We start from the raw sequence: 19,172 nt of genomic DNA on the forward strand, positions 1-19,172 counted from the left end.
GCTGTGCGAGCTTGGCTGCAAGTCTCCAAGGGAGGAATTCCATGACCCGATACGCAGCCCTCGCCGCCATTGGCTTGTTTGTTCTCGCCGGCCCCGCCGCCGCCCAGCCTCCCGGTCCCCCGCCGCCCGGCGGCATGCACGGCATGATGCCCGGTATGGCGGGCATGCCCGATCCCGCCGCCATGAAGGCTCGCATGGCCGAGCACATGGCGCAGATGGACAAGGACATGCACACCATCCTGCGCCTGCGCCCCGACCAGGAGACCGCCTGGCGCGCCTTCCGCGACGCCATGCATCCCCAGGACATGCCGGCCATGAAGATGGCCGCGCCCATGACGCCCCAGACCACGCCCCAGCGCCTGGACGAGATGAACAGGATGGCCGCCGAGCGTCAGGCGCGCCACGCCAAGATGGAGGCCGCGACCCGGGCCTTCTACGCCGCGCTCTCCCCCGAGCAGCAGGCCGTGTTCGACGCCCTGCACCGGATGCATGGTCCCGGCATGATGATGCACGGTCCCGGCGGCGGCGGAATGATGGGCCAGCAGATGATGATGATGCACGGCGGGCCGGCCGACGGTCCGCACGACTGAGCTTGCATGGCCGGGGGAACCGGGGGCCAATTGTGGCGGGCGTGCGATAGAGCCGCCACTTTTGGCCTGCACTGACGCTTCCATGACCCCGGCCGCCAACGCCTTTCCCGTTCCCCAGATCCTGGTCGTCGACGACGACGGGGATTTGCGGGCGGGGATCGCCGACTATCTCTCCCAGCACGGCTACGAGGTCGCCCAGGCCGGCGACGCGCTCGCCATGGAGCAGGTCCTGGCCGCCGGGCCCATCGACCTGGTGGTTCTGGACCTGATGCTGCCGGGGGAGGACGGCCTGTCCATCTGTCGCCGACTGGCCGACGGGGGCGGCCCGGCGATCATCATGCTCTCGGCCATGGGCGAGGAGATCGACCGGATTCTCGGCCTGGAGCTGGGGGCCGACGACTACCTGGCCAAGCCCTGCAGTCCCCGCGAGCTGCTGGCCCGGGTCCGCGCCGTGCTGCGCCGGCGGGAGGACGCCAGGACGCCCGGACCGCCCAAGGGCAAGGCTTACCACTTCCTGGGCTTCACCCTGGACGGGGTGCGCCGCCAGCTCCGCGCCCCCAACGGCGTCAATATCCTGCTGACGGCGGGAGAGTTCTCCCTGCTCAGCGTCTTCCTCGACCATCCCCAGCGCATCCTGTCGCGGGACGAACTGATCGAGAAGGCGCGCGGGACCGACGCCGACGTCTTCGACCGCGCCATCGACGTCCAGATCAGCCGCCTGCGCCGCAAGCTGCATGACTGCGCGCCGGCGGAAATCATCAAGACCTATCGCGGCGCCGGCTACCTGTTCGACGCCAAGGTGACCCGCCCGTGACGCCCCTAGAGCACGATGCGATCAGGCGGAGACGCCTGAGCGCATCGTCCTCTAAATTCAAACTCGTAGAGCCGGATTCAGGCTTCGAGAGGAGCCATCCGGCTCAAGGGCGCACCCGCGCGCCCATCGCCCTGCAGCTGGTGGCCCTGCTGGTGGTCAGCCTGATCGCCGCCCAGGTGATGACCTTCGCCGTGGTGGTGCTGATGCCGCCGCCGCCGCGCCCGGTCTACCGGCTGGAGGACGTGGCCCAGGCCCTGAAGGGCGGCTCCCTCACGCCGCGCTTCGGCCGGCCCCTGCTGCGGGAGGTGCAGGCCGAGCCGCCCCCCGAGCCCGCCGATCCGCCCTTCCCCAGCGAGCATGCCCGCCATCAGCTGGCCTCCCTGCTGGGGGTCCGGGAGGCCGAGGTCCGCCTGGCCCAGCACATGACCTTCCCGGGCCGGCTGCATCGCACCCTGGGCATCGGCGGCGCGGCCATGGAGATGCGTCACCAGAGGATCATGGCCGACGAGTTCGGGCCCGACGGGCCACCGCCGCCGGGCGGACCGCCGGGCCAGCGCCGGTTCGACGTCTTCGTCGCCCGGCCGCCCGGCGCCGGGGGGCCGCCGCCGATGATGGCCTTCCGGGAGATGGGCCCGCCGATGTTCGGCGAGTTCAGCGCCGCGGTGCGCCAGAGCGACGGCCAGTGGCTGGTGGTGCGGCCCCAGCCCGAGCCCTTCCCCAACGACTGGCAGAGGCGCGTGCTGCTCTGGCTGGCCGGGTGCCTGCTGCTGGTGGCGCCGCTGGGCTACGTCTTCGCCCGCCGGATCACCGCGCCCCTGGACCAGTTCGCCCGCGCCGCCGAGACCCTGGGCCGCGACCCCACCGGCCCGCTGATGGCGCTGTCGGGCCCTGCCGAGATCGGGGCGGCGGCGCGGGCCTTCAACGACATGCAGGCCCGGCTGAAGCGCTTCATCGATGACCGCACCGCCATGGTGGGCGCCATCTCCCACGACCTGCGCACACCGCTGGCCCGCATCCGCTTCAAGCTGGAGGGCGCGCCGGCGCCGGTGAAGGCGAGCGTCCTGGCCGACGTCGCCCAGATGGAGGCCATGATCACCTCGGTCCTGGCCTTCATCCGCGACGCCAGCGCCTCGCGGCCCCGCGAGCGGCTGGACCTGCTGTCCCTGCTGGAATGCCTGGTGGACGACGCCGGCGACCAGGACCTGACCCTGGTGGAGGACAGCGCGCCGGTGACCGTGGAGGCCGACACGCTGGGCCTGCAGCGGCTGTTCGGCAACCTGCTGGACAATGCGGTGAAGTACGGCCGCCGCGGCCGGGTGCGGGTCTTCCAGGAGGACGGCCACGCGGTGGTGGAGATCGCCGACGACGGCCCGGGCCTGGCCGAGGGTGAGCTGGAGCGGGTGTTCCAGCCCTTCTACCGCGCCGAGGCCGCGCGGACCCTGGACGGCGGCGGGGTCGGGCTTGGCCTGGCCGTGGCGCGCTCGATCGCCCGAGCGCATGGCGGCGATGTGACCTTGCACTCAGGGCCCGGAGGCCTGGTGGCGCGGGTGCGGCTGCCGCTCTCGGCGGGATAGCTTCGCGGCGGAACGGGCCTGTTCGGACCGGCCGCCGCGCCACGGTGTCGGCCAGGGTTCGTCAAGTAGCCAGGCTCCGCCCACGGATCGGTCATGCCCGCGCGAAAATCTTATCTTCACGCGGCCGGGGGCAGGATCGCGAAGGTTAGTGGGGGCGTGCCGGGATGCAGGGATTTGACAGCGACCGGCTCATCGAGGCCCTCACCGCCGCCGAGACGCCCGCCGATCGCTTCGCCGCCTTGACCCAGGGCTTGGCCCAACTGGGTCTGGACACGATCAACTACGGCTTCTTCGACCTGCGCGCCGCCGAGCTGATGGAGGCGGACGTCCAGTTTCTCACCACCATGCGGGACGACTGGATGGACTACTACGCCGACCGCAACCTGCATGAGACCGATTCCCATGTCCTGCGCGCCCGGGCCGGGGGGATCCTGCCCTATGTCTGGGGCGAGAGCTCGATACCACTGGTCGCCCCGGAGGAGCGTGGGACGGCGAGCGAGGCCGTCGAGGCGGGCCTGAGATCGGCGCTGTGCGTGCCGTTGGCGAGCCCGCTCGATCCCTTCTCCCCGGTGGGCGCCATCACCTTCGGCTCGTCGATGCGGGAGCGCGAATTTCGCCAGGTCACCCAGGAACATGGCGCGACCCTGATCAGCCTGGCGCATCTGTTCCACAACGCCTCGATCCGCCAGATCTGGAGCGAGCGCTCAGGCCAGGCGCGGCTGTCGGCGCGGGAACGCGACTGCCTGCAATACCTGGCCGACGGCAAGCGGCACGACGCCATCGCCCACGCCCTTGGACTGGCCCGCGTGACCGTCGAGGTTCACCTGCGCGCCGCGCGGGTCAAGCTGAACGCGCGGACCCCGGGCGAGGCCATCGCCAAGGCTCTGCTGTTCGGGGAAATCCGCCACGGGTGAGCCCCCTATGGATTCCCACAATTGACCCCGGCGGGGCCAGCTTGGCCTATGGCCTCCCCCAATTAGGCGCGCCGTGACCGGCGGTCCCGCACCCCAACCGCCGAAGGCCGTCATGACGATATCGATACGATGGCTGGCGATCCTTCTGGCCCTGGTGGTCTGGACGCCGGCCCAAGCCGATCCGCTGATTCGGGTCCGGAACGGACAGGCCTTCCTGCCCCCCGCGCCCGGAACGCCGGTCTCGCGCTATGACCTGAACTATCCGGCCGACCGCCCCTGGAAGGGCGACAAGGCCGTCGCCGGCGACCTGGCGGCCCGCGCCTTCCCCGAGCCGCTGAAAATCCTGCGGATGGACGGCGCCGCGCGCACGGTGCGGATCGAGACCACCCGGACAGGCCGGGCAAGCCTCGACAACGCCGGCGCCGAGATCCGCGCCCTGGACGCCGCCAAGCCCGAGCCGGACTGCGTCTGGGTGGTCGCGCCCCTCACCCTGGGCAAGGGGCGTCCCGATCCCGCGGGCAAGATCGTCACCCGCGGCGGCGCGGTCTGCCCCTTCGCGGCGCGGGTCTATCCCCACCGCGAGCTTATCGTCGAAGGCCTGGACGCGCGGGGCCGGCGGCTGTTCGCGACGGTCACCGATGATCCGCGCTGGAGAATCATCGAGTCCCTCGACCCGGACGGCCGGCTGAAGCTGGAGGCCATGGGGCGTCGGGAAGAGGCCGCGTTCTCCGTGAAATTCCGCATGCCCATCACCGACCGGCTCGCCCGGCTGAGGGTCTGGCGGCTTGACGACAAGTCCAAGGCCAGCGCCTTGGGCGACATCCCCTGGACAGGCGTGACCGTAACCCCATGAAGCGTGAAACCCTTAGCCTGCTCGCCGCGGGCCTGATCTTCTGCCTGTCCGTCGAAGCCGCCGCCGCGCACCAGGGCCCGCGCCCGATCCGCGAGCACCTCGCCAGCGGGTTCATGACGGTGGACGGCGTCAATACGCGCAACGGCAATTTCGCCCTGACCTATCCGGCCTTCGAAGGCGCCAGCGGCGTGCCCTATCGGCGGACCTATAACAGCCTGTCGGCGAACCAGGGCCTGTTCGGCCGGGGCTGGGGCTCGACCTTCGAGACCCGGCTCGTCGCCCTGCCCGACGGCCGCCGGGTGGTGATCGAGAACGGCAACGGGGCCCTGACCCGCTATGGCGCGCCGGTGTCCGGCGAGAGCCGGGCCGATTTCGAGAGGGCGGTGGCGCTCGCCCTGGACCGCGCCGACGTCCCGGAGCGGCGCCGACCAAGGGTGGCGCGCCGTCCGGCGAACCTGGCCATCGATCCGGCGTCCACCTTTGCCGACGAGGTCTGTGTCGAGGCCCGGATCGAGGCGTCCGGCTCGGGTTGGCGTCGCAGGCAGTGCGACGGCCGGGTGCAAACCTTCGACGCCCACGGTCGCCTGGCGGCCTATGGCCCGGCCGAGTCCCCCCTGGCGGTGAGGTTGACGCGCACGGGGCGGCGTCTCCACAGCGTGCGTCAGGCCGAGGGCCGACGCCTGATCCTCACCCGCCGCGGGGCGTCGATGAAGGTGACCAGCGAGGCCGGCGACTGGATCGCCTACGCCTTCGATGCCGAGGGCCACAATGTCGGCGTGACCGGCGCCAAGGACGCGCCCCTGGTCTTTGGCTACGACGACCGCGCACGCCTCGTCGACATCGGCTTCGTCGACACCACGCACCGGCGGGTTGCATATGATCGCGACGGGCGGGTCGCCGAGGTGCTCGGCCGCAACGGCGAGAGCACCAGCTTCATCTATCGCACCGAGCCCGATGGGCGCCTCGAGACCGAGGTCAGCCGCGTGGCGACCTCGGGAGCGATCACCGAGACGATCTACGAAATGGAAGACTGAGGCCCGACGGTCTCGGGCCGGAGCTTCGGCTCCGGCCCTTGGACGGGTCAGGCGGTGACGCTGGTGGCGGTCTCGGCGGCCGACGACGCGTTTTGCGCCGTGGCGAGGATATTGGCGGCGGTGGAGGCGGCGGTCGCCTCGGCGTGATGGCGATGGCGCTTGGCCTGCATCGCCTCCAGGCCCTTGGTCAGTTCGTCGACATTGAGCTTGCCGTCGCCGTCGGTGTCCAGCTTGGCGAGCGCGCTGGTGAGGTCGTTGGCGGCGCTGGCGCCGGACTTGCCGCCCTTCAGGCTGGCCTCGATCTCCGACAGGCTCAGCGAACCGTCCCCGTCGGTGTCGACGTCGCCGATCAGCTTGTTGGCGATGTCGGTGGCGGTGGGCTTGTCCTCCTGGGCCTGGAGCAGGCTGGCCAGGGTGTTGGAGGAGAACTGGCTGGAGGCCTGGCTGTCGGCGCCCGGCGGCGGACCGGGCGGGCGGCCCGGCGGCGGCCCCGAGGAGCGTTCGGCCCCGCTGACGCCCGGCATATCCTGCCCGGCGCCCTTCTGCTGCGCCATCAGGGCGGCCAGCATGCGCTGGGCTCCACTGGCGGCGTAACTTGTTGCAATACTTGATATACTCATTCGTCCCTCGCGAATTTGGCCGGGGGATCCGGCCGCGGCGGCGTCCGAGGGGGCGCGGCCTGGGCCGATGCCCTGCAATTGCGGACGCACAGGGTCCGGCGGGGTTTGTTGCAGGCGAGAGGGCGCGATTGAAACAAACCCGCCGCGAAGCGGCTGATCGCCCGCCGAGCGGCCCGCCGATGACACGCGGGCGTCATAGTCCGCGCCGCGCGACTCACGACGGGAGGGGGCGATTTCGGACAGGCGGAAAATATCTCCGTCCGGGGCGTCCCTGGGCGCCTTGCCTCTCCGGCGAGCGCCCGACATGGTCCGCCTTCGCTCTGGAGGATTCCCCTATGAAGACCCGCGCCGCCGTCGCCTTCCAAGCCAAGCAGCCGCTCGAGATCGTCGAGGTGGACCTGGAGGGTCCCAAGGCCTTCGAGGTGCTGGTGGAGATCAAGGCCACGGGGATCTGCCACACCGACGCCTACACCCTGGACGGGCTGGATTCGGAGGGCATCTTCCCCTCGATCCTGGGCCATGAGGGGGCCGGCGTGGTGCTGGAGGTGGGGCCTGGCGTCACCAGCGTGAAGCCGGGCGACCACGTGATTCCGCTCTACACGCCCGAATGCCGCCAGTGCAAAAGCTGCCTGTCGCGCAAGACCAACCTCTGCACGGCGATCCGGGGCACCCAGGGCAAGGGCCTGATGCCGGACGGCACCAGCCGGTTCTCGTACAAGGGCCAGGCGATCGCCCACTATATGGGCTGCTCGACCTTCGCCAACCACATCGTCCTGCCCGAGATCGCGGTGGCCAAGATCCGCGACGACGCCCCCTTCGACAAGGCCTGCTACATCGGCTGCGGCGTGACCACGGGCGTGGGGGCGGTGGTCAATACGGCCGGGGTGGAGCCGGGCGCGAACGTGGTCGTCTTCGGCCTGGGGGGCATCGGGCTGAACGTGATCCAGGGCGCGCGGATGGTGGGCGCGGGCATGATCATCGGCGTCGACATCAATCCCGACCGCGAGGCCTGGGGCCGCAGGTTCGGCATGACCCACTTCGTCAATCCGAAGGCCATCGACGGCGACATCGTCGCCCACCTGGTGGCCCTGACCGACGGCGGCGCCGACTACACCTTCGACTGCACCGGCAACACCACGGTGATGCGCCAGGCCCTGGAGGCCTGCCATCGCGGTTGGGGCGAGAGCATCATCATCGGGGTGGCCGAGGCCGGCAAGGAGATCTCCACCCGGCCGTTCCAGCTGGTCACCGGCCGTGTCTGGAAGGGCACGGCCTTCGGCGGCGCCCGGGGCCGCACCGACGTGCCGAAGATCGTCGACTGGTACATGGACGGCAAGATCGAGATCGACCCGATGATCACCCATGTCATGCCCCTGGAGGACATCAACAAGGCCTTCGAACTGATGCATTCGGGCGAGAGCATCCGCTCGGTGGTGGTGTTCTAGGGGTGGAGATCCTCAAGTCGCACAGGGTCCACGGCGGGACGCTCAGCTACTGCCGGCACGCCAGCGAGGCCACCGGCACGCCGATGACCTTCTCGATCTTCACGCCCGCCGGCGAGGGACCGTTTCCCCTGCTGGTCTGGCTGTCGGGCCTGACCTGCACCGAGGACAACTTCACCACCAAGGCCGGCGCCTATGGCGCGGCGGCGGCGGCTGGCCTGGCCATCGTGGCGCCCGACACCAGCCCGCGGGGCGAAGGCGTGGCCGACGACCCGGCCTATGACCTGGGCCAGGGGGCGGGGTTCTATGTGGACGCCACCCAGGAGCCCTGGGCCAGCCACTTCCAGATGGAGACCTATGTCACCGTCGACCTGCTGGCGGTGGTGGGGAAGGGGTTCCCGGTGGACATGGGCCGCGTGGGGATCTCCGGCCACTCCATGGGCGGGCACGGGGCCCTGACTCTGGCGCTCCGCCATTCGAACCTGTTCAGGTCTGTCTCAGCCTTCGCGCCGATCTGTTCGCCCACCCGCTGCGACTGGGGGCGCAAGGCCTTCACGGCCTATCTGGGGGACCATGAAACCGCCTGGGCGCCCCACGACGCCTGCGTGCTGATCGAGGCTGGCGCGGCGCGGTTCGACGACATCCTGGTGGACCAGGGGACCGGCGACGACTTCCTGACGAACCAGTTGAAGCCCGAGCTGCTGGCGGCCGCCTGCAAGTCCGCGGGCCAGGCGCTGACCCTGCGGATGCAGGAGGGCTACGACCATTCCTACTTCTTCATGGCCAGCTTCATCGCCGACCACGTCGCCTGGCACGCCGCCCGCCTCTGAGGCGTGACACCGGTGTCATGACGGGTCTATCCTTCCGGCAGAAGCGGGAGGATCGAGATGCGAGACCTGTCTCGGCGCACACTGATCGCGGCCGGCGGCGCGCTGCTCCTGCCGACCGGCGTCCATGCGGCGGGCGCATCGCCTATCGCCAAGACCACCAACGGCCCCGTGCGGGGTTTCGTCGACCAGGGGATCAAGGTCTTCAAGGGCGTGCGCTACGGCGCCGACACCAGCCCGCGCCGGTTCCGCCCGCCGCGGGCGCCGACCCCCTGGACCGGGACCCTGGAGGCCACCGCCTACGGGCCGAGCGCGCCGCAAGGGTCGCGAGATGACGCCCCCCAGAGCGAGGACTGCCTGTTCCTGAACGTCTGGACGCCGGGGCTGCGGGACGGGGGCCGGCGCCCGGTGATGGTCTATCTGCACGGCGGCGCCTATTCCAACGGCTCGGGCTCCTCAGCCCTCTATGACGGGGTGCGGCTCTGCCGGCGCGGCGATGTGGTGGTGGTGACCATCAACCACCGGCTCAACGTCTTCGGCTACGGCTTCCTGGCCAGGCTGGCAGGGCCGGATTTCGCCGACAGCGGAAACGCCGGGATGCTGGACATCCTGCTGGCCCTGGCCTGGGTTCGGGACAACGCCGCCGAGTTCGGGGGCGATCCCGGCCGCGTCATGGTCTTCGGCCAGTCCGGCGGCGGCGCCAAGATCGCCACGATGATGGCCATGCCCGCCGCGGCGGGCCTGTTCCAGAGCGCCGCCACCATGAGCGGCCAGCAGGTGACGGCCTCGGGGCCCCTGCACGCCACCGAACGGATGGGCCTGTTCCTGGAGGCCATCGGCCTGGCCCCCGACCGCGCCGCCGAAGCAGCGACCCTGCCGGCCGCCAAGCTGCTGGAGGGGCTCGCCGTGCGTGATCCATTCACGCCGGGGAGCCTCTATTTCGGCCCCGTCCTGGACGAGCGGTCGCTGACTCGCCACCCCTTCTGGCCGGACGCCGCGCCCCAGGGGCTGAAGATCCCGATGATCATCGGCAACACCCACGACGAGGCCCGCGCCTTCGTGGCCCACTCCAAGCCCGATCCTTTCACCATGGGCTGGGACGAGGTGGCGGGCCGGATCGCGCCGGAGATGCGGGTGGACATCGACCCCGACCACGTGGTGGCCGAATACCGGAAACTGTACCCGGACTACTCCCCCAGCGAGGTCTTCTTCGCCGCCATCACGGCGGGCCGCTCCTGGCGTGGGGCGGTGATCGAGGCCGAGGAACGGGCGCGGGCCGGGGCGCCGGCCTTCGTCTATCAACTGGATCTGCCCAGCACCGTGGAGGGGGGCCGCCTGCGGGCCATGCACGCCACCGACATCCCGCTGGTGTTCGACAACCTGGCGGCCAAGGGGTCTCCCACCGCGCCGTCGCCCGCCGCCCAGTCGGTGGCCGACAAGATGAGCGAGGCCTTCATCGCCCTGGCGAAGACCGGAAACCCCAACCATCCGGGCCTGCGGGCCTGGACGCCCTATGACCTGACCCGCCGGGCGACGATGGTCTTCGACGCCGACACGCGGCTGGTGGACGACCCGCGCGGCGCCGAGCGGCGGCTGTTCGCCAAGGTCCCCTATATCCAGCCGGGGACCTAGACGGCCGCGCGCCGGCGGAAGGGGATGACGACCTCCGAGGTCTCGCGGACCTCGGGCCCGGAGGCCATGTCCGGGACCCGCAGGATCAGGCCGTTGAAGCCGAAGGCCTGGGCCACCAGGCAGGCGGCGGCGGCGAAGGGGGCGCGCGGCGTGTCGGCCAGCAGCCAGGCCAGGTGGGCCTCCAGCCGTGGATAGTCGTCGGCTTGCGCCGCGGCGAACAGGGCCAGGATCAGTTGTTCGTCGCGGCTGAGCGGGAGGGAGCCGGGGACGCCCAGGGTCACCTTGCGCCGCCCGTGGCGGGCCAGTTCGCGGACGAAGACCTCCAGGGCCTTGAGCGTCTCGCCGCCGGCCGCGCCGCAGGCCTGGTGGAAGGATCGCCGGACCAGGGGGCAGGCCCCCAGCTCGAAGGCGAGCGCCCGGAAGCCGAACAGCAGCAGGCGCTCGCCGTGGGTGAGGTCGGGGAGGGTGTCTTGCGCCATGGGCTGCTCCTTGCGGGCCTCCACGCTTATTGCTTTTGAGAATGACTCGCAACATCAGATCGCGAGCCGGCTTGACGGTCCCTGCGGCGCCCGCCGCTAATGGCGGAAAATCGGTCTGGGAAGGGACGCGCCATGATCAAGAACCGCATCACCGAGCTGCTGGGCGTGGAGTACCCCATCGTCCAGGCGCCCATGGGCTGGATCGCCCGCTCGCAGCTGGCCTCGGCGGTGTCCAACGCCGGCGGCCTCGGCGTCATCGAGACCTCGTCGGGCGAACTCGACGCCGTGCGCGAGGAGGTCAAGAAGATGCGCCAGCTCACCGACAAGCCGTTCGGGGTGAACATCGCCCAGGCCTATGTCCGCGACGCCGACATCGTCTCCTTCGTGGTGGACCAGGGGGTGAAGTTCGTCACCACCTCGGCCGGCGATCCCAACCGCTACTGCGCCGAGCTGAAGGAAGCCGGCCTCACCGTCTTCCACGTGGTGCCGTCCCTGGCCGCGGCGCTGAAGGCCATCGCCGCCGGAGTCGACGGCCTGGTGGTGGAGGGCGCCGAGGGGGGCGGCTTCAAGAACGCCCGCGACGTCTCCTCCATGGTCCTGCTGCCCCTGGTCTGCTCGAAGGTGGACGTGCCGGTGATCGCCGCCGGCGGCATGGTCGACGGCCGCACCATGGCCGCGGCCTTCTGCCTGGGGGCCGAGGGGATCCAGATGGGCACCCGCATGGTCTCGGCCGCCGAGAGCCCGGTGCACCAGAACTGGAAGGACGCCATCGTCGCGGCCAAGGAGACCGACACCGTCTTCCTCAACCGCTTCGGCCCCGGCGCGGCCCTGCGCGCCCTGCGCACCGAACGCACCTCGCGCCTGGAGGGCGACCCCGGCGAGCACGGGGTGATGTCGGAGTTCAAGAACACCCAGGCCCTCTATTTCGGCGGCGACATGGAGGCCTCCATCGCCCTCTCCGGCCAGGTCGCCGGCCGCATCGACGCGGTCAAGCCGGTGGCCCAGATCATCAGCGAGATCGTCGAGGAATTCGAGGCGACGATGGCGGAGATGAGCGGGAAGTACGTGGGGATGGGGGCTTAGGCGACCAGCTGCGGCCTCGGCCGCAACACTTTTGTTCTTCTTTTGTTCGACTCTAGGTGGCGCCTGTAGTAGGGTCCCCTGTCGCTCAAGGCCGCGCTTGCCGCAGCTTTGAGAAGTGCGGAACGGCGCGTGAAGCCGTCCGTCGGCGTGTTCATTCATCAGCCCTAAGGACGGCCCATGAGCGGATCGCTTGATCGTTATTATCGAAGGACGACAGCCGAGATAGACGAGGCGCGTCGGAGGCTCGAAGACCAGGGCCGGGCTCTGTGGAACGAGGCGACCCGATCGGGTCAGGCGGCCGTGGGCGACACGCTGAGCGCTCTGCGTAAACTGGGGTCTCCCGAGCAGGGGCCCGCGCCGAAGCGTCAGACGATCGCGCAACCTCAGACATCGAAGATGATGGGGCGAAGTTATTCGCAACCGGGTGGCGGGCCGGCCACCTCGTCAGGCTCGCCGACGGCGGCGCCGAAGCGTCAGAACCCAGCCCCGGCCCTGGCCTCCAAGCCTATGGGCCGCAGCTACTCGACGCCGGTGAGGCGCCCGGCGGCGGCCACGACACCGACCTCATTCGGAGAGCAAGCGGCCGCCGGCTGGCATGGCTTCAGTGATGGCGCGACCTTCGGTGCGGGGGACCAGGCGTCCGCTCTGGTCCACGCCGGCCTCCCCGGGGATGGCCACTGGTCGGATCGCTATCACCAGCAGATGGAGGTGCTGCGCGCCCAGGACGCCTATGATCAGGCGCACTATCCGATGACGCGGACGGCGGGGCAGGTCGCCGGAGCCGTCGCGACGGCGCTCACGCCGGTCGGGGTGGAGGCGGGCACCCTCAGGGCCGCCAGCTACGTCCCGAAAGCCGCCCGCTTCGTGAAGGGCGCCACGGCGACGAAGCGGATCACGCCCTTGGCCCGGGGCCTGGGCGATCACGCTCGATGGTCGGCGATCACGGCCGGCGCCGGCGGCGCCATGGGCGTCGGCGGGCAAGTCGCCTCGGATATGATCGCGGGTCGGCCGAGCAGCCCGGGATCCTACGCCGCCGCGGCGGTCGGGGGCGCGACCGACGGATTGGGGACCGTCTATTTCGGCCCGGCGCGTGGCGGCGCTATCGGCGGCGCGGTGGGGGCGGCGGCGGACGACGCCTTCAATGGGCGCAGGCTTTCCCTTGTCCGAATGTCGGAAGGCGCGGCGTCGGGTAGCGTCATGGGCAAGGGGCTTGGAGCCCTCGGGACCTTCCGCGCGCATGCGCTTCCGGGGCGCAACAGCGGCCTGAAGGGCCTCCGAAAGGGCCCTCTCGGAGAAAAAATGTCCGAGATGAGGAGTCGTCTTGAAGGCGAAGGTGTCCATCCCGCGAACCACACGGTGCGAGTGGGAAACCGAAACACTGTCCTTGACCACAGGACGCTGACGGGCAGGCCGGTCGAAGCCAAGTTTGGGTACAGCGCCACGCTCAGCACCCCACAAAAAATGCTGCGTGCGCAAGACTCTCGTTACCGCGTCGACCACTTCTTGCCGGAAGATATCGGAAAGCTGTTGACCCTCCCGTTCACCAGTTTCTCCAGCGGCTTTGAGGCCGAGCGGCGACGGCGATGAACGCTAGCGAGAAGCAAAGGGTGACGCGCGAGGCGGCCCATGAGCGCCTTTATCCAGTGTTCAAGGAACTCGGCTTCCGGCGCGGCGCAAACCTCCCGGTGAAACCTAGACGCGGCGAACTTGGGTGGCGGCGGATGAGGGAAGGGCACCTCGATCAGGTCGGGCTGTGCTGGTGGAAGTATTTCGGTGGGCGCTTTGTGATTGAGTGGATGACCACAGATCCGCGTGTGGTGGGTTCGCCGCCTGGGTATGTCAGTTGGATGAGCGGGCGAGTTTATCGCGGCCCACCCCGACTGTTCAGGCTGAGTGACAGCGGTGGGGATGGTTTCGATGGACTCGAGACCTTGCGAGGGAAATGGACGCGGCTGAGACGCGGGTGCGCGAACTGGATAGCTATCTGCGCTTAGGAACGCCCATGAAGTTCATCTCGCTACCTAGAGCCGGCGCCCTGACCCCGGCCGGAATTGAAGCTTGGGCCAAGGCCGATGAGGGCGACTGAGGCTTAAGCCGCCACCGACTGCCGCTCATCCGCAAACTCGTAGCTGGCTTCGTCCCACAGCGAGTCCCATTCGGCGAAGCGGGCGTTGGCGTCGCGCAGGCGGGCGTCGTCGCGGACGCTGACCACCTCGCCCTGGGCCTCGTCCCAGACCACGGTGAGGTCGGCCAGGCGGTGGTCGCCGGCGGCCAGGCGGCCCTGGATCTGCAGCCGCTCCACCATCTCAGGCGAAACCCGCAGCTTCATGCGGCCGCCCGCCTGGCGCACGGCGATGTCGGCGTGGGTGATGACCTTGGCGATCATGTCCGCGTTGGCCGGCTCCACCGGGCGGCGGACGTCGAACAGGAACAACGGTTCGGAGCGGACGGCGCGGGGGCGGCGGAGTTGAGCGACGTTGGGCATGTGTGGCTCCTTTCGTTTCGGCATCATCAAGGTAGGATGCCGGTGCGTCAGAAACGGACGTACAAAACTGGGGGCCGACTTTGCGGCACGAAAAGGCGACTCGATTACTCGAACTGGCGCGTCTCCTGGCGTCTTCCGCCGAGGGAATGACGCTCGACGAGATCGCGGGTTCCATGGGGGTGGGACGGCGCACCGCCGAGCGGATGCGCGACGCGGTCCGCGACGCCTTCCCGCAGATGGAGGAGGTGGAGGATCCCCCCACCCGCCGGTTCAAGATTCCCTCGGGCCTGGACGGCATCTTCCAGGCCCCCACCGCCGACGAGTTCGCCGCCCTGCACGCCGCGGCCGAGCAGTTCCGGGCCATGGGCGCAACCGGGCGGGCCGCGGCCTTGTTGAACCTGGAACAGAAGGTGCTCTCGGCCATGCGGGCCGGGGTGCGCCGCAAGCTCGCCCCGGACCTGGAGGCCCTGTTGGAAGCCGAGGCCATCTCCATCCACGCCGGCCCGCGCCCCTTCGAGGACGAGGCGGTGCTGGGCGCGATCCGCGAGGCCATCAAGTCCCTGCGCCGCCTGCGCTTCCGCTACCAGGGGGGCTCGACCCCGGGGCGGGTGCGGGAGGTGACGCCCTTCGGGGTGCTGTTCGGGCGCGCCAACTATCTGGTGGGGGCGGAGGGCAAGTCCACCGAGCCGCGCACCTGGCGCCTGGACCGCATCGCCGACCTGGAGGTCACCGACACCTTCGGCGCCAAGCCCGAGGACTTCACCCTGCAGGCCTTCGTCGAGCGCTCCTTCGGCATCTATCAGGACGTGGTGGAGGCGGTGCGCCTGCGCATCCTGCCGCATGGGGCCGAGGAGGCCATGGGCTGGCGCTTCCACCCGACCCAGAAGCTGGAGCCCCAGGCGGACGGCAGCGTGATCGCCAGTTTCCAGGCCGCCGGCATGCGCGAGCTGGCCTGGCACCTGTTCACCTGGGGCGACAAGGTGGAGATCCTGGCGCCCGAGCGTCTGAAGCAGATGATGCGTGACGAGCTGGCCGTGGCGGTGGCCGCCCACGGCGCGCCATGCTGACCCCCCGCCCCGACGGCCGGGTGGAGAGCCAGGCGCCCGTCACCCTGCCGATCATGGCCCCGCGCCTGCAGGGCGAGCTGCACGCCGACGGCCGGGTGGAGCTGGCCCTGTGGGGCGCCGGCGACCTGGGGCGGCTGCGGTTCTCCGCCCTGGCCGGCCCCTATGTCCATGCGCCGAACCTGGTGGCGACGCCGTCGGGCGGCGCCTGGGCGGCCCAGTCCGACCCGGTGCTGGTGCTGCGCGGCGTGGCCTATCGCGGCTTCACGCCGTCGCGCAAATGCGCCTCCTGGGACCGCACGGAGCATCCCAGGTCGAAGGTGACGCGCCGGGGCGACCGGCGGCGGATCGACCTGCCCTGGGCGGTGCTGCTCATCGAAACCCGGGGCGACGACCTGGTGGTCTCGGCCGGCGCCGACCTGGACGAGGCCGAGCGGGGCCTGGGCCTGGCCGTGGAGACCATCGTCACCGAGGCCGAGCACTACGCCGCCCATTGCGACCAGATGGCCGAGGCAGATCCGGTGCTGCGCTCCATGGTCATGCAGGGGACCCACGCGGCCCTGTCGTCGGTGCGCCGCGACGAGCGGGGACGGTTCGACGGCCTGGCGGCGGGCCTGGCCTACAGCGCCCCGGCCCGGACCTATTACCGCGACGGCTACTGGACCCTGCAGCTGCTACTCACCGCCGCGCCCGCCGTGGTCCACGCCCAGATCGACCTGCTGGCGGCCGGGGTCCAGCCCGACGGGGAAGCCCCGAGTGGTGTGATCGTCTCCGGGCCCGAGATGGCCCAGGCCTGGGAAACCCTGCGCACCACGGTGTTCGGCTATGACTGGATCCACAAGCGCCGCGCCGACTGGTGGAGCGACCACTTCGACTCACCCCTGTTCTTCGTCCTGGCGCTGGGGGACTATGTCCGCGTCACCGGCGACGTGGAGCCGGTGGACCGGAACTGGCCCTTCGTGAAGGCGATCTACGAGCGCTATGTCGAGCTGTCGCGGGACGGCCTGCCGGCCAAGCCGCGCCATGACCGGGACTGGGCCGACAACGTCTATCGGGCCGGCCATGTCAGCTACAATATCGGCCTGTGGATCGGGGCCCTGGACGCCATGGTCGAACTCGGCGCCCGCCAGGACCCAGATCTCGGCCTCCGGGCCCAGGCGACGGCCGAGGCGGCGCGGGCGGCGGTGGCCGCGCAGCTGAAGCGGCCGCACGGCGGCTATCCCGACTATCTCGACACCCTGGCGGACATCGCCGAGGACCACCTGACCCTCGACAGCCTGACCCTGCTGCGCCACGACGCCGTGCCGGGGGCGGAGGCCCTGGAGGTGCTGGAGTCCGTCCGCCGCCGCCTGGAGACCCGGCACAATCCCGGCCAGGGTTTCGGCGACTGGGGGATGATGTGCGCCCACCCGCCCTTCAGCCGGCGCGGCGACCTGAGGTCCAAGACCGCCTTTCCCTATCGCTATCACAACGGCTCCGACTGGCCCTGGCTGGACGGGCTCTATGCCGGCGAACGGCTGCGTCGGGGCCTGCCGGGCTGGCGCTATCCGCTGGTCCGCTGGTGGGAGTTCTGCCTGAGCCAGGGGTGGATGGGGGCGGTGGAATATTTCTCGCCCCCCTGGGGCCGCGGCTCCCTGCTGCAGGGCTGGTCCAGCCTGCCGGCGGCGGTGGCCCTGGCGCACCGGGCGACGGTGCTGGCGGGGGATCCGGATTGAGCAGCTAGATGCTCCCCCTCTGGGGGAGCTGGCGCGAAGCGCCTGAGGGGGACTTTGACTCTCGTTTGACGGCGGTTGCTGTCGACTACGTCGATCCCCCTCCGTCAGTCGGCTTCGCCGCCTGCCACCTCCCCCACATCGGCGCTGCGCGCCTGGGGGAGGATCTACTTGCTCACCGCCAGCGCGAAATACTCCCGGTCGAACAGGCGGTAGTAGAGCCAGGCGGGGACCCGGTCGTAGCCGGGCTGGACGTCGGCGATCACCTTGGCCTGGCTGGCGTGCACGTCCAGCAGGCGGCGCTTGACGGCGGCCTGGCGGGCGATGGGGATCGCGACGGTGGGGGGCGGGAGGCCGGCCTCGGGATCGGCCGGATAGTTGTCGCGGAAGGCGGCCACCAGCTTGAGGGCCAGCCGGATCATCGCCCGGGGCAGGGTGGCCTGGTAGAGGCGGCGGACGGAATTGTCCTCCTGCGCCAGCTCCCGGGCCCAGCGGCCGACGGCGATGTGGTCGGGGTGGCCGTAATAGCCCACGCGCTCATCGAAGCTGATCAGCAGGCCGGGCTTCCAGTGGGCGATCCGTTCACGGAGCACCGCCTTGACCGCCTCGCCGTCGGCGGTGGCGAGACCGCCGTCGGGCCAGTCGAGGACTTCCACCGCCCGGGCGCCCAGGGTCGCGCCGGCGGCCTGGGCCTCCTTGCGCCGCACCGTGGCCAGCTCTTCGCGGCTGTAGCCGGTGTCGCGGGCGGCCTCGCCGCGGGTGACATAGACCAGGACCACGGTCGCGCCCTCGCGGGCCAGCTCGGCGAGGGTTCCGGCGCTGGTGATCTCGTCGTCGGGATGGGCCCAGATCGCCATGACGGTCCCGGACTGGCCGGGGGTCAGCAGGGAGCGCGCCCTTGGGACCGCGCCGTCGTTCAACTGGCCGCGCGCGACCAGGAAGGCCCCGATCGCCAGGACCAGCAGGACGGCGACGAGGCTCACGGCCGGAAGCAGTCCACCAGCTCCGCCAGCCAGGCCTTGAGGTCGTCCTTCCGCTCGGTGGGCGTCTTGCCGTGGCGCACCACCACCAGGTCGAGCTCCGGGGCGATCAGCGTGAACTGGCCCTCATGGCCATTGGCCGAGAAGCTCCCCGGCCCCGCCATGCCCAGCCACCAGTGGGCGCCATAGGCCCCCTCGGTGACGCCGGGCTGCTGGAAGGTGGGGGTCCGCGCATAGTCGACCCAGCCCTCGGGCAGCAGGCGCTGGTTCTCCCAGACCCCGCCGCGCAGATAGAGCAGGCCGAAGCGGGCGAAGTCCTGGGCGGTGGCGAAGCAGAAGGAGGAACCGATGAAGGTCCCGGCCGGGTCGAACTTGGGGACCGGGCTCGCCATCCCCAGGGGCTCGAACAGCCGCCGCCGCATGAAGGCCTCGAAGTCGGGGCCGTAGGCGTCGAGCGTCCTGGCCAGGGTGCGACTGACGATGTTGGTGGTCCCGCTGGAATAGGACCAGTGGCGGTCGGGGGCGTAGTCCAGCGGCTTGTCGGCGGCGTAGTGGGCGACGTCGTCCTTCCCGGAGCCCCACATCATCTCGATGGTGTCCGACGGCTTGTCCGGCTCATAGACCTCGCTGAACCGGAGGCCCGAGGACATGCGCAGCAGGTGATCCAGGGTGATGGCGCCGCGCGGGTCGCCGGCGTCGCGCCACTCGGGCACGTCGGCCGGGGCGTGGATATCGAGCTTGCCGTCCCCCACCAGCAGGCCGGCGAGCGCATGGGTGATGCTCTTGGCCTTGGACCAGGACAGGCAGGTCTTGTCGGGGCCGTGATCGGGGCCATAGCGCTCGAAGATCAGCCGCCCGTCCTTGACGATCACCAGGGCGTGGGCCTCGCCGAAGGCGAGCTGATCGAACTGTTCGGTCATCAGGTCGTCGAGGCGCAGGCGGTCGAAGCCGGGCGGGAAGAGGCCGAGCGGCCATTCCTCCGTCGGCCAAGGGGTTCCGGCGGGCTGGGTGGGCAGGGACGGCAGGCTCATGGGGGGAGACTGGCCTGATGCCGCGCCCTTGTCATCCC

18 protein-coding genes are annotated in these 19,172 nt (G+C 70.4%); 13 read left to right on the plus strand and 5 right to left on the minus strand.

Annotation, left to right across the window (positions count from 1 at the left end):
- Positions 1-41 precede the first annotated feature (41 nt).
- From AC1RN5_RS13030 to AC1RN5_RS13055, 6 genes are all read left to right on the plus strand, one after another.
- A complete protein-coding gene (locus AC1RN5_RS13030; RefSeq protein ID WP_493041586.1) occupies positions 42-590 on the plus strand; it encodes a Spy/CpxP family protein refolding chaperone in 549 nt (182 codons plus the stop codon).
- Positions 591-672: 82 nt separating this feature from the next.
- Entirely contained in the window at positions 673-1,404 is a 732-nt protein-coding gene (locus AC1RN5_RS13035) for a response regulator (RefSeq protein ID WP_493041587.1), read from the plus strand.
- Positions 1,405-1,544: 140 nt separating this feature from the next.
- A complete protein-coding gene (locus AC1RN5_RS13040) occupies positions 1,545-2,978 on the plus strand; it encodes an ATP-binding protein (protein WP_493041588.1) in 1,434 nt (477 codons plus the stop codon).
- A gap of 164 nt (positions 2,979-3,142) precedes the next feature.
- Positions 3,143-3,892, plus strand: coding sequence for a helix-turn-helix transcriptional regulator (locus tag AC1RN5_RS13045; protein ID WP_493041589.1), 750 nt, complete (start codon positions 3,143-3,145; stop codon positions 3,890-3,892).
- Between the two features lie 112 nt (positions 3,893-4,004).
- Complete coding sequence (locus AC1RN5_RS13050; RefSeq protein ID WP_493041590.1) at positions 4,005-4,745, plus strand: hypothetical protein; 741 nt, start codon at positions 4,005-4,007, stop codon at positions 4,743-4,745.
- Complete coding sequence (locus AC1RN5_RS13055) at positions 4,742-5,779, plus strand: DUF6531 domain-containing protein (RefSeq protein WP_493041591.1); 1,038 nt, start codon at positions 4,742-4,744, stop codon at positions 5,777-5,779. The genes AC1RN5_RS13050 and AC1RN5_RS13055 overlap by 4 nt, the downstream gene beginning before the upstream one ends.
- Positions 5,780-5,826: 47 nt before the next feature.
- Here AC1RN5_RS13055 and AC1RN5_RS13060 read toward each other — a convergent pair whose 3' ends face one another.
- Complete coding sequence (locus tag AC1RN5_RS13060; RefSeq protein ID WP_493041592.1) at positions 5,827-6,348, minus strand: EF-hand domain-containing protein; 522 nt, start codon at positions 6,346-6,348, stop codon at positions 5,827-5,829.
- Positions 6,349-6,734: 386 nt separating this feature from the next.
- Between AC1RN5_RS13060 and AC1RN5_RS13065 the strand changes: the two genes are divergently transcribed.
- Genes AC1RN5_RS13065 through AC1RN5_RS13075 form a run of 3 tightly spaced genes read left to right on the plus strand, consistent with a single transcriptional unit; the run spans position 6,735 to position 10,300 of the window.
- On the plus strand, positions 6,735-7,844 hold the full coding sequence (locus tag AC1RN5_RS13065; RefSeq protein WP_493041593.1) for an S-(hydroxymethyl)glutathione dehydrogenase/class III alcohol dehydrogenase: 1,110 nt from the start codon (positions 6,735-6,737) through the stop codon (positions 7,842-7,844).
- Between the two features lie 2 nt (positions 7,845-7,846).
- Positions 7,847-8,671, plus strand: coding sequence for an S-formylglutathione hydrolase (fghA, locus tag AC1RN5_RS13070; RefSeq protein WP_493041594.1), 825 nt, complete (start codon positions 7,847-7,849; stop codon positions 8,669-8,671).
- Between the two features lie 57 nt (positions 8,672-8,728).
- Positions 8,729-10,300, plus strand: coding sequence for a carboxylesterase/lipase family protein (locus tag AC1RN5_RS13075; RefSeq protein WP_493041595.1), 1,572 nt, complete (start codon positions 8,729-8,731; stop codon positions 10,298-10,300).
- On the opposite strand, the gene AC1RN5_RS13080 is transcribed toward AC1RN5_RS13075, so the two are convergent.
- Positions 10,297-10,779, minus strand: coding sequence for a hypothetical protein (locus AC1RN5_RS13080; protein WP_493041596.1), 483 nt, complete (start codon positions 10,777-10,779; stop codon positions 10,297-10,299). The two genes, AC1RN5_RS13075 and AC1RN5_RS13080, sit on opposite strands and share 4 nt — an antisense overlap.
- A gap of 132 nt (positions 10,780-10,911) precedes the next feature.
- Between AC1RN5_RS13080 and AC1RN5_RS13085 the strand changes: the two genes are divergently transcribed.
- Both AC1RN5_RS13085 and AC1RN5_RS13090 read left to right on the plus strand, forming a co-directional pair.
- Positions 10,912-11,862 (plus strand): NAD(P)H-dependent flavin oxidoreductase, encoded by a 951-nt coding sequence (locus tag AC1RN5_RS13085; RefSeq protein WP_493041597.1) that lies wholly within the window; start codon positions 10,912-10,914, stop codon positions 11,860-11,862.
- 177 nt (positions 11,863-12,039) lie between these two features.
- On the plus strand, positions 12,040-13,449 hold the full coding sequence (locus tag AC1RN5_RS13090; protein ID WP_493041598.1) for a hypothetical protein: 1,410 nt from the start codon (positions 12,040-12,042) through the stop codon (positions 13,447-13,449).
- A 502-nt stretch (positions 13,450-13,951) separates the two neighbouring features.
- Here AC1RN5_RS13090 and AC1RN5_RS13095 read toward each other — a convergent pair.
- Complete coding sequence (locus tag AC1RN5_RS13095) at positions 13,952-14,347, minus strand: hypothetical protein (protein ID WP_493041599.1); 396 nt, start codon at positions 14,345-14,347, stop codon at positions 13,952-13,954.
- A gap of 80 nt (positions 14,348-14,427) precedes the next feature.
- Between AC1RN5_RS13095 and AC1RN5_RS13100 the strand changes: the two genes are divergently transcribed.
- Positions 14,428-15,414: a helix-turn-helix transcriptional regulator gene (locus tag AC1RN5_RS13100; RefSeq protein WP_493041600.1), complete on the plus strand. Its 987-nt coding sequence runs from the start codon at positions 14,428-14,430 to the stop codon at positions 15,412-15,414.
- The gene (locus tag AC1RN5_RS13105) at positions 15,408-17,126 is read left to right on the plus strand and encodes a glucosidase family protein (protein WP_493041601.1); all 1,719 of its coding nucleotides are present in this window, start codon (positions 15,408-15,410) and stop codon (positions 17,124-17,126) included. The genes AC1RN5_RS13100 and AC1RN5_RS13105 overlap by 7 nt, the downstream gene beginning before the upstream one ends.
- A 164-nt stretch (positions 17,127-17,290) precedes the next feature.
- Here AC1RN5_RS13105 and AC1RN5_RS13110 read toward each other — a convergent pair whose 3' ends face one another.
- Positions 17,291-18,106 (minus strand): PIG-L deacetylase family protein, encoded by an 816-nt coding sequence (locus AC1RN5_RS13110; protein ID WP_493041602.1) that lies wholly within the window; start codon positions 18,104-18,106, stop codon positions 17,291-17,293.
- Positions 18,103-19,134 (minus strand): serine hydrolase domain-containing protein, encoded by a 1,032-nt coding sequence (locus AC1RN5_RS13115; protein WP_493041603.1) that lies wholly within the window; start codon positions 19,132-19,134, stop codon positions 18,103-18,105. Before AC1RN5_RS13115 ends, AC1RN5_RS13110 begins: the two co-directional genes overlap by 4 nt.
- Positions 19,135-19,172 lie beyond the last annotated feature (38 nt).

The organism is Phenylobacterium sp. GW821-FHT12F10 (assembly GCF_058806695.1).

Bases quoted from the DNA above. Each gene is read 5' to 3' on its own strand.
- AC1RN5_RS13030 (WP_493041586.1), top strand. From the start codon at position 42: ATGACCCGATACGCAGCCCTCGCCGCCATTGGCTTGTTTGTTCTCGCC.
- AC1RN5_RS13035 (WP_493041587.1), top strand. From the start codon at position 673: ATGACCCCGGCCGCCAACGCCTTTCCCGTTCCCCAGATCCTGGTCGTC.
- AC1RN5_RS13045 (WP_493041589.1), top strand. From the start codon at position 3,143: ATGCAGGGATTTGACAGCGACCGGCTCATCGAGGCCCTCACCGCCGCC.
- AC1RN5_RS13050 (WP_493041590.1), top strand. From the start codon at position 4,005: ATGACGATATCGATACGATGGCTGGCGATCCTTCTGGCCCTGGTGGTC.
- AC1RN5_RS13055 (WP_493041591.1), top strand. From the start codon at position 4,742: ATGAAGCGTGAAACCCTTAGCCTGCTCGCCGCGGGCCTGATCTTCTGC.
- AC1RN5_RS13060 (WP_493041592.1), bottom strand. From the start codon at position 6,348: ATGCTGGCCGCCCTGATGGCGCAGCAGAAGGGCGCCGGGCAGGATATG.
- AC1RN5_RS13065 (WP_493041593.1), top strand. From the start codon at position 6,735: ATGAAGACCCGCGCCGCCGTCGCCTTCCAAGCCAAGCAGCCGCTCGAG.
- AC1RN5_RS13075 (WP_493041595.1), top strand. From the start codon at position 8,729: ATGCGAGACCTGTCTCGGCGCACACTGATCGCGGCCGGCGGCGCGCTG.
- AC1RN5_RS13080 (WP_493041596.1), bottom strand. From the start codon at position 10,779: ATGGCGCAAGACACCCTCCCCGACCTCACCCACGGCGAGCGCCTGCTG.
- AC1RN5_RS13085 (WP_493041597.1), top strand. From the start codon at position 10,912: ATGATCAAGAACCGCATCACCGAGCTGCTGGGCGTGGAGTACCCCATC.
- AC1RN5_RS13090 (WP_493041598.1), top strand. From the start codon at position 12,040: ATGAGCGGATCGCTTGATCGTTATTATCGAAGGACGACAGCCGAGATA.
- AC1RN5_RS13095 (WP_493041599.1), bottom strand. From the start codon at position 14,347: ATGCCCAACGTCGCTCAACTCCGCCGCCCCCGCGCCGTCCGCTCCGAA.
- AC1RN5_RS13105 (WP_493041601.1), top strand. From the start codon at position 15,408: ATGCTGACCCCCCGCCCCGACGGCCGGGTGGAGAGCCAGGCGCCCGTC.
- AC1RN5_RS13115 (WP_493041603.1), bottom strand. From the start codon at position 19,134: ATGAGCCTGCCGTCCCTGCCCACCCAGCCCGCCGGAACCCCTTGGCCG.